We start from the raw sequence: 16,904 nt of genomic DNA, 5'->3' as shown, positions 1-16,904 counted from the left end.
AATTATGCGTACGTTAACAGATATTATTTTTGGAAAAACACTAGTTCTCATTTTTATACTTGTCTTGGCAAATTGTACTTCTGTTTATTCTTCACAAAAAAATATAGAGATTGAAAGCGAATTAATTCGCACTAAAAACAATCCTGTCATTAACGTTCAAAAGTTTGGCATATATGGTAGGATAAATCATAGTGAGAATGCAACCGTAAAATTTGATCGGTGGTTAAAATTGAAAACAGCTTTTGAATATTGCATCAAAACAAAATCAGATCTTTATTTTCCGAAAGGAATTTATGATGTTGGAGAGCGAAATTTCCCATTTAGAGAGGATGATTTGAATACTAATGTCTTGCGGGACTGTAATGGAATCACAATTTTCGGAGCAGGAAGGGGAACCTTGTTAATTACTAGTTCTAGTAGCGGGGCAGATGTACTTCAGCTCAATATGCTAAAGAATCTAACTATTAAAAATTTTGATATTAGTGCAGAACTCTCGTCAGAAATCGAATCAGGATCGAATGGGGTGTCAGTAACTAATGGTTATGATAATATTAATTTGGAGAATCTTTATATCTATGATCTTCCAGGAATTGATAAGACTGGATATATAGATGGAGGAAAAGGTCTAACCATGCAATTTTCGGCAAATAGAAAAACCATAAAAGGTTCTTTTAAAGCAACCAATATTACAGTAGAAAATTGTGCCTACGGTTTTCGGTTTGATGCTGCACATGTAAGTGACTTACTAAAAGAGAAGATGGATATTGTCATTAATAATCTAATTGTGAACAAGGCTTATCAAGGATTTTCAATGGATTTTGGAGATGCTTCCGAAAATATAAATATAAATTCCAAATTAAATATGAATGTCTCAGCATCTCTGACCAATTGTCAACAGTTCGTCCGGTTCTCTAGAGTTATTGGTGGGGTCTATAATTTCAAAGTTCGCAAAAGCGATAGTAAAATAGAAAGTTTAAGGGACAATAAGAATAAATTGTGGAAAATAGATGATACAAGACTTTTTGGTTTTTTGTCCAACTATAGTAAAGAAACCACTATTAGCATAATAGGTGACGTTGGAAATGTAGATGAAAAAATATGGATTGGGGCAGTGGGGAGTATCGATGAACCATTTAACTTAAAAAACAGAACTGAGAATAATCTTTTTACATTTGATATAGCCGGAACTTCTACGAATACTGATGTTAAAATCATTAATTACAAAGGCGAATCAATCCACAATTCAACGATTAACATAACGAAAAGAACTATAAATAAGTCACATATACCGCAAGAATTTAAGGTTAATAGTAACAAAGTAAATTTCAAATAGTACAATAATCATGAAAATTTTATTTATTGCACCTATACCTCCACCAATTGATGGTCAATCAAAAGCATCAAATATGGTATTGGAAATGGTAAAGAAAAAATACGACGTTTCTGTTGTTAACTTAAGCAAAAAAAATTTAAAGAATGGAAAAATTTCCTTGTCACGAATAAGTGATATATTTTCAGTAATAAAACAGGTTTTACAAAATAGAAAGAAGAATGATTTAATTTATGTGTCTATTGCAGAATCATTCCTTGGAAATCTCAGAGATTTATTTATTTATGTAATTTGTTACAGAGACTTAGATAAAATTTTTATCCATATGTTAGGCGGTGCTGGTATGACCACAATCATCAATGGTAATGGTATAATGACAATACTTAATAAATTTTTTCTGAAAAAGATTGGTGGTGTAATTGTAGAAGGCCCTTTAAATTTTGAGACATTCTCAAAAGTTGTAGTGCCTGCTAATATTCATATTGTTCCTAATTTTGCGGAAGATTTTTTATTTGTTACCGATAACGAAATTGACTTTAAATATGAAAATATTGAAATAATTGAAGTTTTATACTTGAGTAATCTCATACCAGGTAAAGGATATGAAGAGCTTTTGGAAGCTTATTTAGAATTAAATGAGTTTTACAAAAAGCAAATTAAAGTTACATTTGTAGGGGGCTTCGAGTCAAGAAAATCAGAAGTAGAATTCTTGAAAAAAATACAACCTGAAAATGGAATTAAATACTTAGGTAAATTTATAGATGGAAATGCAAAAAGAGATTTGTATTGCAATACTCACGTCTTCTGTCTTCCGACCTATTATCCCTTTGAAGGTCAACCAATAAGTATTTTAGAAGCTTATGCTACCGGATGTGCGGTTATATCCAGTGAACATAGCGGTATTCCTTATATTTTTAAAGACAAAGAAAACGGATTCCTAGCTAAGAAAAAATCCGTAGAATCTTTAAGAATAGCGCTTGAAAATAGTGTATTTGAGAAAGAAAAGCTTAAATTATTTGGACAAAAAAATAAAAATGAAGCCAAAATTAAATACAGGTCTACTATATTTCAGGATAAAATTGATAAAATTTTTTTGAATTTCTATAACAAAACAAATGAATAAGAAAATAGCTCTAATCGGCGGGGGCGGATTTATAGGAACCAATCTTGCCAATTATTTAAAAAATTCATCTTTTGAGATAAAAATCATTACAAAACGCCCTATTGTAAGGCGAAATTTTCAGGATGACGATATAGAAGAAATCTTAATTAATGTCAATAATACGAATGAACTTATTTCTTCAGTGAAGGATTGTGAGTATATTGTATGGCTTGTTAATGAGTTGGTTCCTGCTGCAACAATGAATAGCGTAGTTGATGACTTTATTTTTAATACAACATCTTTAGTACATTTTTTAGAGAAAAGTTCAGAACTTAAAAAATTGGAGAAGTTTATATATATTTCTTCTGGTGGAACAATATATGGTGACGCAGGAGATTTTAGAGATTTAAAAGAACAAGATCCAAAAGTACCTATCTCTGCATATGGGTTGTCTAAAATTGTGTCAGAACAATATATAGATTATTTTTCCAGAAAGAGTGATTTTAAATGCCTCATATTAAGACCATCAAATGTATATGGCAAATTTCAGAACTTTTCTAAGCCTCAAGGAATTATTGGTTTTACGCTGAATGCAGTTATGACTGATAAATCTATTAACTTATTTGATAAAGGTAAGATTTATAGAGATTTTATATATGTAGATGACTTAGCAAGTGCTGTTAAATCGTTAATTTTGCAACCGTCTGAAAATATTAATATTGAAATCTACAATGTTGGTAGTCAAAAACCAACTGCAATTTTTGAGGTTTTAAATTTAATAGAGAAGGTTACTCAAAAAGAGATACATTTAAATCACAAACCAGCCAGAAGTTTTGATTGCATTTATAATGTACTTGATATTTCAAAATTACATGATCATGTAGGTTGGAAGCCAGTCGTAGAATTAGAAGAAGGATTAGTTTTAGTATGGGAATGGATTCAGCAACAACATAATAATTAAAACTAAATTGGTATTTTTCGAAGTTATTAATTAAAAAAATACAATAAAAAGATTTAAAAGTTCTTATTTGGCAAAAAAGTAATTTTATACTATGTAATAAGTTGGTTTACTTTAAATTTGCTAGATTTATTAAATATATTTTATGCCATATCAAATTTGCACCAAGACAATCATGGATACCACCGATCCCAATATCGTTTTCAATGAAAAAGGAGAGAGTGATTATTATACCAATTACAAAGAAAATATCGAACCCAACTGGCACACAGATCAGCAGGGATATGACGAGCTGATGAAGATTGCTGATAAAATTAAAAAAACCAGCAAAAACAAAGACTTTGATTGTATTATTGGATTAAGCGGTGGTTTAGATAGTTCATACGCCGCATATATTGCCAAAGAAGTAATGGGAATACGTCCCCTTATTTTTCACGTTGATGCTGGCTGGAATACCGATAAAGCAGTTGGTAACATCGAGAAGTTGATTAATGGTTTAGATTTAGACCTTTACACAGAAGTAATCAATTGGGAAGAAATGAAAGATCTGCAAACCTCATTTTTAAAATCTCAAATTGCTGACCAGGATTTACCCCAGGATTACGCCTTCTTTTCAGGTCTCTATAAATTTGCCAGAAAAAATAAAATCAATTACGTTTTAACAGGTGGAAATTTTTCCACAGAATGTTGTCGTGAACCAGAAGAATGGGGTGGCTTCCCTGGGATCGACACTACGTTAGTTAGAGACATCCATAATAAATTTGGTAAAAAACCACTTAAAACCTTTCCATTAGTTGATATTCTATCTTATAAAATTATTTATAAATATGTTTATGGAATGGAGGTTTTTAAACCCCTCAATCTAATCCCTTACATTAAAAAAGATGCCGAGAAATTATTGATGGATAAATTTGGTTGGGAGCCATTCCAACATAAACACCATGAATCTAGATTTACAAGATTCTATGAAGATTATTGGTTGCCAAGAAAATTTGGATATCAAAAAAGAAAAGCACATTTTTCAAGTTTAATTTTAACAGGACAAATGACACGTGAAGAAGCATTGGAAAGGGTTTCAAAACCAGAGCTTTCAGAGGGGTTTTTACAGAAAGAATTTGAATATGTGGCTCATAAATTAGATTTGACGACCGATGAGTTGCAACAGATTTTTGAAGGTGAAAATAAAACCTACAAGAATTATAAAAATAAAATGGGACTGATTAAATTAGGAGCTCAGGCGATGCAGAAACTTGGATTAGAAAAAAGACTCTTTAGATAAATGATCACAATTATTGATTACGGCGTCGGGAATATAAACGCTTTTGTGAATGTTTACAAAAGATTAGGTGTTCCAGTACAGATTGCCAAAACTGCCGCAGATTTAGAAGAAGCCAAAAAACTGATTCTTCCTGGAGTTGGACATTTTGATTATGCTATGACCAAACTAAATAACTCTGGTATGAGAGAGAAGTTAGATCACTTAGTAATCGATAAAAAAATCCCAGTAATTGGTATTTGTGTCGGCATGCAGATGATGGCTAATTATAGTGATGAAGGAGAAGTGGAAGGTTTAAAATGGATCGATGCTTCCGTCAAGAAATTCGATGAAACCAAAATCCATCAGGTCACACGTCTTCCACACATGGGTTGGAACGATGTGAAACCAGTGAGCAAAATGCCACTTTTTAAAGGATTAGAAAATGATGCAATTTTTTACTTTTTACATACCTACTATTTTGAATGTAATAATCCCAATGATGTGATGGCAGTTTCTGATTACGGAATAGAATTCGCCTCCGCAGCACATCACGGAAATAAATATGGAATACAGTTCCATCCAGAGAAAAGCCACCATTATGGTGAGATTTTACTCCATAATTTTGCTAAACTTTAGCCCATGCTTAGACCAAGAATAATTCCGAGTTTATTGTTGCAAGATAATGGGCTAGTGAAAACAGTGAATTTTAAAAATCCAAAATACGTGGGCGATCCGATCAATGCTGTTAAAATTTTTAATGAGAAGGAAGTAGATGAACTCGCTATTTTTGATATTGATGCGACGGCAAAAGGACAGGAACCCAACTATAGTTTAATCGAGAGAATTGCGAATCAATCAAGAATGCCTTTGTGCTACGGTGGCGGTGTAAAAACAGTAGAACAGGCACAGAAAATATTTGGTCTTGGCATCGAAAAAATTGCCTTGAGTACTGCGGTATTACAAAATCCAGAACTGATTACCGAAATTGCAGACCGTGTTGGAGCACAAAGTGTAATTGTAGTTCTAGATGTAAAGAAAAAATTATTTGGTGGTTACGAAGTTTACACCCACAACGGTAAAAAAGCCACAGGAATAAATCCTTTTGAATTTGTAGCGAAAGCACAGGAATTAGGAGCCGGTGAAATTATCATTAATTCAATTGATCAAGATGGAGTGATGAAAGGATATGATCTGGCATTAATTGATAAAGTCCGTGAGAAAATATCACTTCCACTAACTGTTCTTGGTGGTGCGGGTTCACTTGCCGACATCGCAAAGGTAATTGAAAAACATAAGATTATAGGTGTTGCTGCTGGGAGTTTATTTGTTTTCAAAGGAGTGTATAAAGCCGTCTTAATTAATTATCCAACCAAGGAAGAAAAAGAAAATATTTATTATAATGAGTATAGAAATTAAAGATAAAGTCCTTTTGATTACAGGCGGAACCGGTTCCTTCGGCACCGCAGTTCTCAACCGTTTTTTAGCAACCGATCACTTCAAAGAAATCCGTATTTTCTCGCGCGATGAAAAGAAGCAGGACGATATGCGGAACCTTTATAAAAACGATAAGATTAAATATTACATCGGTGATGTCAGAGATTATACCAGCGTAGAGCCCGCTACCAGAGGCGTTGATTATGTCTTCCATGCAGCAGCTCTGAAGCAAGTTCCCTCTTGTGAGTTTTTCCCCATGCAGGCGGTGAAAACCAATGTTGAAGGAACCCAAAATGTTATTCGTGCAGCGGCAGCTAATAAAGTACAGAAGGTCATTTGCCTTTCTACCGATAAAGCAGCCTATCCAATCAATGCTATGGGAATATCCAAAGCGATGATGGAAAAAGTCGCCGTGGCAGAATCCAGAAATCTAACAGAAACCGTTGTGTGCCTTACCCGTTATGGAAATGTGATGGCCTCGCGTGGATCTGTAATTCCATTATTTTTAAATCAAATTCAAAAAGGGGAACCAATTACGATTACTGATCCTAATATGTCCCGTTTTTTCATGTCATTGGATGATGCGGTTGATCTCGTTTTATTTGCTTTTGAGAATGCAAATGCAGGAGATTTGTTTGTCAATAAAGCCCCCGCAGGGACCATTGGCGATTTGGCACAAGCTTTAATTGAGCTCACCGGCAAACCAGTTCCAATCAAGATTATTGGCACGCGACATGGTGAGAAATTATATGAAACTCTTTGTACACGAGAAGAAATGGTGAAGGCAGAAGATATGGGCGATTTTTACCGCGTACCTGCTGATAACCGTGATCTGAACTACGCGGCTTTCTTTTCTGAAGGAGAAGAAGAAGTGGCTAAAATTGAAGATTATCACTCCCACAATGCCGAGCAGGAAGGAGTTGAAGGCTTGAAGAGACTCATTTCCACCTTACCTCTGATTCGTAAAGAAATTTTTGGAGAGGAAGTGATGCAGTATCCTTATTAAATGGTATTTTATGGAACCAATTATTATTAAAGGAAATCGATATCAAGATGAAAGAGGTACCATTTGTTATAATAATGACTTCAAAACCTTAGGAATCAAAAGAGTTTACACCATCGTAAATATAAATACTGATTTTGTAAGAGGTTGGCAAGGCCATAAAATAGAACAGCGGTGGTTCTCGGCAATTGCGGGTTCGTTTACAATCAGAATTGTCAAAATAGATTGTTGGGATAAGCCTTCTAAAAATTTACCTATTCTAGAATTTGTCGTGGACAGTTCGAAGATGGATGTAGTTCATATCCCGAAAGGTTATGCAAACTCAATTCAGGCCAATGAAGAGCAATCAAAACTGCTTGTTTTATCAGATTATGAGTTAGGTGAAGTTCAAGATGAATTTAGATTTCCAGTAGATTATTTTAATTAAAAGTTATTCATGAAGAAAGTAGGAATTACGGGACAGAACGGGTTTGTTGGCGCCCATCTATACAATACTTTAGGTTTAGAACCTGAGAAATTTGAAAGGATCGATTTTCAAAAAAACTATTTTGAGAATCCAGATCAGTTGGATGAATTCGTGAAGCAATGTGATGTTATTGTACATCTAGCAGCCATGAACCGACATCCTGATGCCGAAGTGATTTATCATCAAAACGTTGATTTGGTTAAGAAAATGGTAGCATCTTTAGAAAGAACCAACTCCAAAGCACACCTTTTATTCTCCTCCTCTTCTCAGGAAGAAAGAGATAATCTCTACGGAAAATCTAAAAAAGAAGGCCGTTCACTTTTGGCAAATTGGGCCAAAGAAAAGGGAGGCAAATTTACCGGGATGATTATTCCCAATGTTTTTGGACCTTTCGGGAAACCCAACTACAACTCTTTCATCGCTACATTTTGCCACAAACTGACCCATGGCGAAAATCCGACGGTTGACGTTGACAGTGAAGTCTCCTTAATTTATGTGGGTGAATTGGTACAAGAAATTATTGACCAAATAGAAGCAGGCGAAACGGCAGAACTGTATAAGGTTCCAGCCACAACAACCATTAAAGTCTCTGCAGTTTTAGAAAAACTCAAAAGTTACAAGAAGCTTTACTTTCAAAATGGAGAAATTCCAGCCTTGACCAGTAGTTTTGATTATCAACTCTTCAATACGTTCCGCTCTTATTTTGACATTGCAACTCATTACCCTGTCAAGTTTACGCAGAATATTGATCCCAGAGGAGCTTTTGTGGAAGTGATCCGTTTAGGAATTGGTGGGCAATGTTCTTTTTCTACCACCGTGCCTGGAATTACCAGAGGCAATCATTTTCATACTCGAAAAATAGAAAGATTCGCCGTCATAAAAGGGAAAGCTCTAATTCAGTTAAGAAAAATTGATTCTGATGAAGTTCTGGAATTTTATTTAGATGGAACTGATCCAGCTTACGTTGATATGCCAATTTGGTACACCCATAATATTAAAAATATCGGTGACGAAGAATTATTAACCATTTTTTGGATCAATGAGCCTTATAATCCAGAAGATGCGGATACTTATTTCGTGGAAGTTTAAAATTTATCCCAATATTTAAGAAAATAATTAAAATAATTTTAACTATTCTAGAAATAGATTTTTTACCTTAAGGGAATGTCTTATTTTTGTAAATTGTATAAAATATGAAGAAATTAAAGGTGATGACGGTTGTAGGAACCCGCCCAGAAATTATTCGATTATCCAGAGTTCTTATGGCTTTAGATAATTCAGAAGCAATCGATCACATTATGGTGCATACCGGCCAAAACTACGATTACGAACTCAATCAAATATTTTTCGAAGATTTAGGTTTGAGAAAACCAGATTATTTCTTAGAAGCAGCGGGGAAAACTGCTACTGAAACCATCGGCAATATCCTTATTAAAATAGATCCACTTTTAGAAGAACTGCAACCTGAAGCCTTTTTAGTTTTAGGCGACACCAACTCTTGTCTTTGTGCAATTCCTGCTAAAAAAAGGCAGATTCCCGTTTTTCATATGGAAGCCGGAAACCGCTGTTTCGACCAGAGAGTTCCCGAAGAAACCAACCGTAAGATTGTTGATCATGTTTCAGATGTCAACCTAACTTATAGTGATATTGCCCGCGAATATCTTTTGAGAGAAGGACTTCCCGCAGACCGAATAATTAAAACGGGCTCGCCTATGTTTGAGGTTTTGAATCACTACTTACCAGAAATCCAAAATTCGGATGTCTTGGAAAGATTGAATTTAGAAGAAGGCAAATATTTTGTAGTTTCGGCCCACCGTGAAGAAAACATCAATTCAGAGAAAAACTTTACCGGTTTAATTGCAAGTCTGAATACAATCGCAGTAAAATTTGGTTATCCAATTATTGTTTCTACGCATCCGCGAACCAGAAATATGATTGATAAAATGAAAGTCGAAGTTCGTCCAGAAGTTCAATTTTTAAAACCACTGGGTTTTCACGATTACAATGCTTTGCAAATGCGAAGCTATGCAGTGTTATCAGATTCAGGAACGATCTCTGAAGAATCCTCCATCCTAAATTTCCGAGCCTTAAATATCCGAGATGCACACGAAAGACCAGAAGCAATGGAAGAAGCCAGTGTAATAATGGTCGGCCTTTCACCCGAAAGAATCATGCAGGGATTAACTCAATTGCAGCAGCAAAAAACCGGCGAAGAAAGAAACTACCGAACCGTTTCAGATTATTCAATGCCGAATGTTTCCGAAAAAGTGGTACGCATTATTTTGAGTTATACCGATTATGTCAATAGAGTGGTCTGGAGTAAGTAATGAAGATTTTAATTGTAACTCAATATTATTTTCCTGAAAATTTTAAAAGTAACGATCTTTCTTTTGAACTCCAGAAGCGAGGACACGACGTTACGGTATTAACTGGATTACCCAATTATCCGGAAGGTAAAATATTTGAAGGATATGGTATTTTTAAAAATCGGAATCAGCTTATTAAGGGTGTGAAAGTAATTCGCTCATTATTGCTACTACGTGGCAAAGGAGGTGGAATACGATTATTTTTGAATTATTTTAGTTTTGCATTTTTTGCATCTTTAAAAGCATTCTTTCTCAATTTCAGTAATAAATATGATGCGGTTATTGTACATGAGCCGTCGCCAATCACTCAGTTTTATCCCGCTCTTTTATTAAAAAAATTGCAAAATGTTCCGGTTTACTTCTGGGTAATGGATCTTTGGCCAGAAAGTTTAAAGGTTGCAGGAGGTGTTAAAAATAAATTCGTTCTCCAGTTCTTTAAAAATATGGTTATTCGGTTTTATGAAAATTCAGAAAAAATTCTCATCACTTCCAACGGTTTTAGAAAGTCAATTTTAGAAAAAGGAGATTTTGCAGATAAGCTCGAATATTTTCCAAACTGGGCAGAGGACGCAATTTCGGAAGGTGATGTGAATTTTCCTATTCCAGAATTACCTATTGGATTCAAGGTGATGTTTGCGGGTAATGTTGGTGAAGCCCAAGACCTCGAAGCAATTATGGAGGCTGCTTTGGAGTTGAAGAATCAAAATTCGATAAAGTTTATCATCGTTGGTGATGGTCGTAAAATGCCTTATGTTCAAGATTTTATACATAAAAATAATTTAGAAGATACAATGCTAACGGTTGGTAGGTTTCCTGTGGAAGCTATGGCCAGTTTTTTTGCTAAAGCCGATGTAATGCTAGTTAGCTTAAAAGATGATAAAATTTTTAACCTCACCGTTCCTGCAAAAGTTCAAGCGTACATGAGTGCTTCAAAACCAATTGTCGCCATGCTGAATGGCGAAGGTGCAGAGATTATTGAGGAAGCAAACTGCGGGTTAGCTGTTCCTGCTGGAAATTCTAAGAAATTAGCAGCGATGATTTTAAAAATGTCTAAGCTACCGTCAGCAGAATTAGAACAAATGGGAATAAATAGTAGAAAGTTTTTTCTAGAAAACTATCAACTGTCGATTTGTATCGATAATTTAGAACGTATTCTAAATTTAAATAAAGATGACCGATTCATTAAAAGGCAATTGCAAAAACATCATATTAATTAAATTTTATGGAGATTAAACAATTGAAAATGAAAGTTATAATTACTGGTGCTTCTGGATTTGTCGGTCAAAATCTATCAAAATATTTAATCAGTGAAGAACATTTAATTGAAGGCTTATCACTTCGAAACGACCGTTGGACTTTAGATAAAAGCGCCGATGCAATTATTCATTTAGCTGGGAAAGCTCATGATACTAGCAATACCTCTGATGCTGAATCATATTTTGTAATTAATAGGGATTTAACGATCACGCTTTTTAACCGTTTCTTGGCGACAGGTATTAGAGATTTTTTCTACTTCAGCTCTGTGAAAGCTGCTGCTGATAGTGTAGATGGTATTCTTGAAGAAAATGATCAAGCCAATCCTCATACGCCTTATGGCAAATCAAAATTAGAAGCAGAGAATTATTTATTAAAGCAAGTTTTGCCAGCTGGTAAAAGACTTTTTATTGTAAGGCCGTGTATGATTCATGGTCCTGGAAATAAGGGGAATTTGAATTTACTTTATAAAGTTGTTGAAAAAGGTCTACCATGGCCTTTAGCTTCGTTTAAGAATCAAAGATCTTTTTTGAGTATTGATAATCTTAATTTTTTAATTTTAAAAATGCTTCAAACGCCACAGATTAACTCAGGGATTTATAATTTTGCCGATGATGAACATGTGTCGACCAATGATTTGGTTCAAATTATTGCTAATGTTAGTGGAAAAAAAGAGAAGTTATGGAAATTAAATTCCAAATTTATTTCAAGTATTGCGAAAGCAGGTGACTTTTTAAGATTACCGCTGAATTCAGAACGTTTAAAAAAATTAACAGAGAGTTACATGGTGTCAAACACTAAAATTAAAACGTCTTTAGGACTCTCAGCGTTGCCCGTCACAGCAAAGCAAGGTCTGGAAAAAACGATTAAAAGTTTTCAAAAGTAAATGGAATATCTAATCATCATTTTAGTTTTTTTTATATTGATGCTCATTTATTTTAAAATAGCAGACAAGTATAATATTATTGACAAGCCAAATCATAGAAGTGCACACACCGAAATTACGCTTCGGGGCGGTGGGATAATTTTCCCATTAGCTTATTTGTTTTTCATGGGTTATGAAGTATTGTTTAACAATTACCGATTTTCATTAGACAATTGGGGAGAACCTAACTTTTGGATTTTCGGTGCGGGACTGTTGATCATATGTCTCATCAGCTTTATTGATGATATGATTGATTTGTCGAGTAAGATTCGATTAATTTTCCACTTTGTTGCAGTGACTTTATTGCTTTATTTTTTAAATGCTTTTCAGTTGTTACCTTGGTGGGGAATCCCTATCTCCTATGTTTTGATTATTGGTATTCTCAATGCTTATAATTTTATGGACGGAATTAATGGAATGTCTGGACTTTATAGCTCAGTTTTGTTAGGTACGCTTTTGTACATTAATCAAAATACAATCGAATTTGTTAATGCTGATTTTATTATTTATCCGCTTCTTGCATCTATAGTTTTCCTATTTTTTAATTTTCGAAAAAGAGCAAAATGTTTTTTGGGTGATATCGGTAGTATGGGGATAGGTTTTTGGATTATCGGACTTTTATCACTGTTGATGTTTCAAACGGGCCAAATAAAATGGGTACTGTTTTTAATGGTTTATGGCGCAGAAACTATTTTAACGATCATGGAGCGATTAAAACTAAAAGAAAATATTTTCGATGCACACCGCAGACATCTCTATCAGCTATTTGCGAATGATAAGAAAATTTCGCACCTTACTGTCAGTGTAATTTATGCTGTCGTTCAGCTGATAATCAATGCCATTGTGATTTTTTCTAATTTTGCAGAATGGGTAACTTTTATAGTGATTGCCCTTCCGACAATTGCGCTCTATTTAGGTGTTAAACGATCTGTTAAAAAGGAACTTTCACTTTCTAAATAAAATCTTTTAATGAAAATTAAAAAAACTCCACTCAAAGACTGCTATATCATCGAGCCAACGATTATCGAAGACGATCGTGGCTACTTCTATGAAAAATTCAATGAACTTAAGTTTGAAGAATTTACAGGAATGAATGGTCATTTCGTACAGGATAATATTTCAAAATCTTCTTACGGCGTTTTGCGGGGCCTTCATTTGCAAAAGGGCGAACACGCTCAGGCAAAATTGGTTTCCTGCTTAGAAGGGAAAGTTTGGGATGTAGCAGTGGATCTTAGAACAGAATCTCCCACATTTGGGAAATGGTTCGGAATTGAACTTTCAGCGGAAAATAAATTACAGTTTTACGTTCCTCGTGGTTTCGGACATGGTTTTTCTGTCTTGTCAGAAACGGCAGTTTTTGCGTATAAATGCGATAATTTTTATAATAAGGAATCAGAAGGTGGTGTTTTGTGGAGTGACCAGCAATTGGATATTGACTGGAAATTGCCAACTTCAGAGGTTCTTCTTTCAGATAAAGATAAAATTCAACCTACCTTTGAGCAACGTAATTTTTAAATAATACTTATGAAAAATATTATCATTACTGGCGGTGCCGGTTTTATTGGATCTCACGTTGTCCGTGAGTTCGTGAAAAATCACCCCAATTCTACGATCATCAATCTTGATGCGCTAACCTACGCTGGAAATCTTGAGAATTTAAAAGACATCGAAAATGAACCTAATTACGTTTTTGAGAAGGCCGACATTACCAATGTTGAGGAATTAAGAAAGGTTTTTGAAAAATACAATCCAGATGCTATTGTTCACCTGGCTGCGGAAAGTCATGTAGACCGAAGTATTGAAGATCCAAGCGCGTTCATCAATACCAATGTAAACGGAACTGCAAATCTTTTAAATTTAGCCAGAGAATTTTGGACTTTAAATCCAGATCATCAACACGGAAATTTCCGTGATGAAACAAGAAATAATTTATTCTATCATGTTTCCACTGATGAAGTTTATGGAAGTCTAGGCGAAACAGGTTTCTTTTTAGAAGATACGGCTTACGATCCAAAATCACCTTATTCAGCAAGTAAAGCAGCATCTGACCACTTGGTTCGTGCGTATGGAAATACTTATGGAATGCCATTTATTATTTCTAATTGTTCTAATAACTATGGTCCCAATCATTTTCCTGAAAAATTAATTCCACTTTGTATTTCTAATATTTTAAATGGAAAGCCACTTCCAATTTACGGCGATGGAAAATATACCCGCGATTGGTTGTACGTCATCGATCACGCCAAAGCAATCCATCAAATATTTTTTGAAGCCAAAACTGGCGAAACTTATAATATCGGTGGTTTTAATGAATGGAAGAATATCGATTTGGTAAAAGAACTTATCAAACAGATGGATCAGAAATTAGGAAATCCAGAAGGTCATTCTGAAAAATTAATCACGTACGTCAAAGATAGACCAGGCCACGATTTACGTTATGCCATCGATGCAACCAAACTCAACAAAGAGTTGGGCTGGATGCCAAGCGTGACTTTCGAACAAGGATTGGGTAAAACCATCGACTGGTTTTTAGACAATAAAGATTGGTTGGATCATGTAACGAGCGGCGATTATCAGAAATATTACGACAAACAATACTCTTAAGATGAAAGGAATAATACTAGCCGGAGGTTCTGGAACGCGACTTTATCCACTGACTATCGCCGTGAGCAAGCAGTTAATGCCGGTTTATGATAAGCCGATGATTTATTATCCGCTTTCCACTTTATTGTTGGCAGGAATTAAAGATATTTTAATTATTACAACACCACACGATCAGGAAGGATTTATCAAACTACTAGGAGACGGTTCAGCGATTGGGTGTAACATTCAATATAAAATTCAACCAAGCCCCGATGGTTTAGCACAAGCTTTTATTCTGGGCGAAGAATTCATCGGTGACGATTCTGTTGCCTTAGTTTTGGGAGATAATATCTTTTACGGAACAGGTTTAGCAAAATTATTAGAAAGTAAAACTACCGTTAATGGTGGTTGTGTTTTCGCTTACCAAGTTTCAGATCCAGAGCGATATGGAGTCGTGGAATTTGATGAAAATCTAAAAGCCATTTCAATTGAAGAAAAACCAGAACATCCAAAATCAAATTTCGCAGTTCCAGGTTTGTATTTCTATGATAATTCAGTGGTTGAATACGCTAAAAATCTGAAACCATCCGTAAGAGGAGAGTTGGAGATTACCGATCTGAACAGAATTTATCTTGAAAATGATCAGTTAGAAGTTGGTGTAATGTCTCGCGGAACAGCGTGGTTAGACACCGGAACTTTTGATTCTTTACATGAAGCCTCAGAATTTGTGAAGGTTTTGGAAAAAAGACAGGGATTTAAAATTTCTTGCATCGAAGAAATCGCGTACGTCAAGGGATTCATTAATAAAGACCAATTACTTGAATCTGCTGTGAAGTATGGTAAAAGCGGCTACGGAGATTATTTGAAAAGGCTGGTTTGAGAAAATTAAGTCACTATATAAAGGAGAGTCAATATTGGCTCTCTTTTTTTGGTTAAAATTTTTTGAGATATGGAACTCGGTTTGAAAAAATATATTTAATTTTTTTATATATTTACTAGATGGCTGAAATCTTTATCATCGGAATCTGCGTAATCCTTCTCATATCATATCTATTTGATATCACTACTAAATTCACAAAAGTTCCCTCAGTCATATTTTTGCTCGCCACAGGATGGGTTTTAAATCAAGTTGGCGGCTTGTATGATATCATCGTTCCAAATCTCAATATCGTACTTCCGATTTTAGGAACCATAGGTTTGATTTTAATTGTTTTAGAAGGTTCGCTTGAGTTAGAATTAAACAGATCAACAAAAGAGGTGGTCAAGAAATCAGTTCTTATCGCTTTAATTCCTTTAGTGATCATCGCGGTCGGATTCTCTATTTATTTGCATTATGAATGGGGCTTGACTTACAAACAAAGCTTGATCAACATTATCCCTTTTTGCATTATCAGCAGTTCTATAGCAATCCCCAGCGCAATTAATTTATCAAAAGACAAACGACAGTTTATCACCTATGAAAGCAGCTTGTCCGATATCATCGGCGTTATATTCTTCAACTTTGCCACCTTTGGGACCGTGATTTCCTTAAGTGGTGCGTTTCATTTTGCAGGACAATTTGTTTTAATGCTTGGTATTTCTGTAGTTGCTTCCTTAATTTTAGCAGTTCTGTTGGCGAAAATTGACCATCATATCAAATATGGTCCAATCATTATTTTGAATATTTTAATATACCAGATTTCCAAAATTTATCATTTACCTGCTTTGATTTTCATTCTATTTTTTGGGCTGGTACTAGGGAATATTGATGAATTAAAGAATCTGAAACTTTTAAGAAATTTCCGCTTTACTAAATTTAATAGGGAAGTCAAGCAGTTTAAAGAGGTCGTTATCGAAGCCACTTTCATCGTTCGAACATTATTTTTTATTGTATTTGGATTTGTTTTAAAGACGGAAGATATTATTAATATTGATTCTTTAGTTTGGTCAGTTTCAATTGTGATTGCCATATTTGTCTTCAGAGCAATTTTCTTAAAATTAGGAAAAATGGATATGCAACCGCTCTTCTATATTGCGCCTCGTGGCTTAATTACCATTCTCCTTTTTTTGAGTATCACACCAGAGCAGCGGTTTATACATCTTAATGAATCCGTTGTAATTCAAGTTATTTTACTCACAACTTTTGTAATGATGATCGGACTTTTATTTGAGAAAAAAGCCAAAGATGAAAGTTTAAAATTGGCAAGGTTAGATAAAGACAATCAACCAGAAGAATAATTTTTCGC

Annotated in this window: 17 protein-coding genes; all 17 read left to right on the top strand. The window is 34.6% G+C overall.

The annotated features are described in order from the left end of the window. Positions 1-4 precede the first annotated feature (4 nt). Complete coding sequence (locus tag BMX49_RS13095) at positions 5-1,333, top strand: hypothetical protein (RefSeq protein WP_034719403.1); 1,329 nt, start codon at positions 5-7, stop codon at positions 1,331-1,333. A gap of 10 nt (positions 1,334-1,343) precedes the next feature. After that, positions 1,344-2,453: a glycosyltransferase family 4 protein gene (locus tag BMX49_RS13090; protein WP_051803725.1), complete on the top strand. Its 1,110-nt coding sequence runs from the start codon at positions 1,344-1,346 to the stop codon at positions 2,451-2,453. Further along, on the top strand, positions 2,446-3,393 hold the full coding sequence (locus tag BMX49_RS13085; RefSeq protein ID WP_034719404.1) for an NAD-dependent epimerase/dehydratase family protein: 948 nt from the start codon (positions 2,446-2,448) through the stop codon (positions 3,391-3,393). Before BMX49_RS13090 ends, BMX49_RS13085 begins: the two co-directional genes overlap by 8 nt. A 142-nt stretch (positions 3,394-3,535) precedes the next feature. After that, complete coding sequence (locus BMX49_RS13080) at positions 3,536-4,669, top strand: N-acetyl sugar amidotransferase (RefSeq protein ID WP_034719407.1); 1,134 nt, start codon at positions 3,536-3,538, stop codon at positions 4,667-4,669. Continuing rightward, entirely contained in the window at positions 4,670-5,284 is a 615-nt protein-coding gene (hisH, locus tag BMX49_RS14745) for an imidazole glycerol phosphate synthase subunit HisH (protein WP_034719409.1), read from the top strand. A 3-nt stretch (positions 5,285-5,287) separates the two neighbouring features. Then, positions 5,288-6,064 (top strand): AglZ/HisF2 family acetamidino modification protein, encoded by a 777-nt coding sequence (locus tag BMX49_RS14740; protein WP_034719411.1) that lies wholly within the window; start codon positions 5,288-5,290, stop codon positions 6,062-6,064. Then, entirely contained in the window at positions 6,054-7,088 is a 1,035-nt protein-coding gene (locus BMX49_RS13065) for a polysaccharide biosynthesis protein (protein ID WP_034721256.1), read from the top strand. The genes BMX49_RS14740 and BMX49_RS13065 overlap by 11 nt, the downstream gene beginning before the upstream one ends. A 10-nt stretch (positions 7,089-7,098) precedes the next feature. Next, a complete protein-coding gene (locus BMX49_RS13060) occupies positions 7,099-7,512 on the top strand; it encodes a WxcM-like domain-containing protein (protein ID WP_034719413.1) in 414 nt (137 codons plus the stop codon). A 9-nt stretch (positions 7,513-7,521) separates the two neighbouring features. Continuing rightward, positions 7,522-8,640, top strand: coding sequence for a polysaccharide biosynthesis C-terminal domain-containing protein (locus BMX49_RS13055; RefSeq protein WP_034719414.1), 1,119 nt, complete (start codon positions 7,522-7,524; stop codon positions 8,638-8,640). Between the two features lie 104 nt (positions 8,641-8,744). After that, entirely contained in the window at positions 8,745-9,878 is a 1,134-nt protein-coding gene (wecB, locus tag BMX49_RS13050) for a non-hydrolyzing UDP-N-acetylglucosamine 2-epimerase (RefSeq protein ID WP_034719416.1), read from the top strand. Next, complete coding sequence (locus BMX49_RS13045) at positions 9,878-11,134, top strand: glycosyltransferase family 4 protein (RefSeq protein WP_051803726.1); 1,257 nt, start codon at positions 9,878-9,880, stop codon at positions 11,132-11,134. The genes wecB and BMX49_RS13045 overlap by 1 nt, the downstream gene beginning before the upstream one ends. A gap of 26 nt (positions 11,135-11,160) precedes the next feature. Continuing rightward, the gene (locus BMX49_RS13040) at positions 11,161-12,057 is read left to right on the top strand and encodes an NAD-dependent epimerase/dehydratase family protein (protein ID WP_034721259.1); all 897 of its coding nucleotides are present in this window, start codon (positions 11,161-11,163) and stop codon (positions 12,055-12,057) included. Next, positions 12,058-13,056: an MraY family glycosyltransferase gene (locus tag BMX49_RS13035; RefSeq protein WP_034719417.1), complete on the top strand. Its 999-nt coding sequence runs from the start codon at positions 12,058-12,060 to the stop codon at positions 13,054-13,056. A gap of 9 nt (positions 13,057-13,065) precedes the next feature. Beyond that, entirely contained in the window at positions 13,066-13,611 is a 546-nt protein-coding gene (gene rfbC, locus BMX49_RS13030) for a dTDP-4-dehydrorhamnose 3,5-epimerase (RefSeq protein WP_034719420.1), read from the top strand. A gap of 9 nt (positions 13,612-13,620) precedes the next feature. Next, positions 13,621-14,700 (top strand): dTDP-glucose 4,6-dehydratase, encoded by a 1,080-nt coding sequence (gene rfbB / locus BMX49_RS13025; protein ID WP_034719423.1) that lies wholly within the window; start codon positions 13,621-13,623, stop codon positions 14,698-14,700. A gap of 1 nt (position 14,701) precedes the next feature. Further along, positions 14,702-15,559 (top strand): glucose-1-phosphate thymidylyltransferase RfbA, encoded by an 858-nt coding sequence (rfbA, locus tag BMX49_RS13020; protein ID WP_034719425.1) that lies wholly within the window; start codon positions 14,702-14,704, stop codon positions 15,557-15,559. A 119-nt stretch (positions 15,560-15,678) separates the two neighbouring features. After that, complete coding sequence (locus BMX49_RS13015; protein ID WP_034719427.1) at positions 15,679-16,896, top strand: cation:proton antiporter; 1,218 nt, start codon at positions 15,679-15,681, stop codon at positions 16,894-16,896. Positions 16,897-16,904: the final 8 nt, after the last annotated feature.

Origin of the sequence: Kaistella antarctica, assembly GCF_900109615.1 — a bacterium.
Lineage (GTDB): Bacteria > Bacteroidota > Bacteroidia > Flavobacteriales > Weeksellaceae > Kaistella > Kaistella antarctica.
This window is presented reverse-complemented; position numbering and strand designations above follow the sequence as displayed.